Consider the following 1,326-nt stretch of genomic DNA (forward strand, 5'->3'; position numbering starts at 1 on the left):
CGCTAAAGATCAACAAGCTGGTGTTACTACACTTAAAGGCGCTATGGCTGTTATGGATATAGCTGAAACTGCTATTACTAATCTTGATCAAATCAGAGCTGATCTTGGTGCGGTGCAAAATCAAATCACAGCTACACTTAACAACATCAGTGTAACTCAAGTAAATATCAAATCAGCTGAATCAAACATCAGAGATGTAGACTTTGCAGCAGAAAGTGCAAACTTTGCTAAGTATAACATCTTAGCTCAAAGTGGATCTTATGCTATGAGTCAGGCTAATGCTGTACAACAAAATGTAATGAGATTATTACAATAGTAAAGAAATCCAAAACACCTTGATTATTCAAGGTGTTTATTTCTCCACTTTTTATTTTATCTCCCATTTACTTTCTTATATTTGGAACACTTATTGCTTTATAAGAACTAAGCAATATTTTGAAAGGATTTAAAATGGGTTTTAGAATAAACACCAACATAGGTGCAATGAATGCACACGCAAACTCAACTATAACAGCAAGAGAATTAGACAAGTCTTTGTCTAGACTTAGTTCAGGTCTTAGAATCAACTCTGCAGCAGATGATGCTTCTGGTATGGCTATTGCAGATAGTTTAAGATCTCAAGCTGCAACTTTAGGCCAAGCTATTAACAATGGTAATGATGCCATAGGTATTTTACAAACAGCTGATAAAGCTATGGATGAGCAACTTAAAATCTTAGATACTATCAAAGTAAAAGCTACTCAAGCTGCTCAAGATGGACAAAGCACTAAAACAAGAAACATGCTTCAAGCTGATATTAACCGTTTGATGGAAGAACTTGATAATATAGCAAATACCACAGCATTTAATGGTAAACAACTTTTAAGTGGAAATTTTACTAATCAAGAATTTCAAATTGGTGCTCAGTCAAATCAAACTGTAAAAGCTAGCATAGGTCCAACTCAATCAAGTAAAATTGGTGTTACTAGATTTGAAACTGGTTCTATGTCTCATAGTAGTGGTGTGGTTGAACTTAATATCAAAAATTATAATGGTGTGGATGATTTTAAATTCCAACCTGTAGTGATTTCATCTTCAGTAGGTACTGGTATAGGTGCTTTAGCTGAAGAGATTAATAGAGTGGCTGATGTAACTGGTATTAGAGCAAATTTCTTAGTAGAAACTACCGGAGCCGGTCCTATCAAAGCTGGAGTTACTAGTGATGATTTTACTATTAATGGAGTTAAAATAGGTAGGATAGAATATCAAGATAGTGATCAAAATGGAGCTTTGGTAGCTGCTATTAACTCAGTAAAAGATAGCACAGGTGTGGAAGCTTCAAGAGAC

The 1,326-nt window shown here is 34.8% G+C and carries 2 protein-coding genes; both read left to right on the plus strand.

Annotated elements, in window-relative coordinates; genetic code table 11:
• On the plus strand, positions 1 to 316 hold a 316-nt coding region (locus CAMP5082_RS08170), incomplete at its 5' end, for a flagellin (RefSeq protein WP_337206424.1).
• 134 nt (positions 317 to 450) lie between these two features.
• The coding region (locus CAMP5082_RS08175; RefSeq protein ID WP_337206425.1) for a flagellin N-terminal helical domain-containing protein at positions 451 to 1,326 on the plus strand (876 nt) is incomplete at its 3' end.

The organism is Campylobacter sp. LMG 17559, assembly GCF_024723605.1.
Classification (GTDB): domain Bacteria; phylum Campylobacterota; class Campylobacteria; order Campylobacterales; family Campylobacteraceae; genus Campylobacter_D.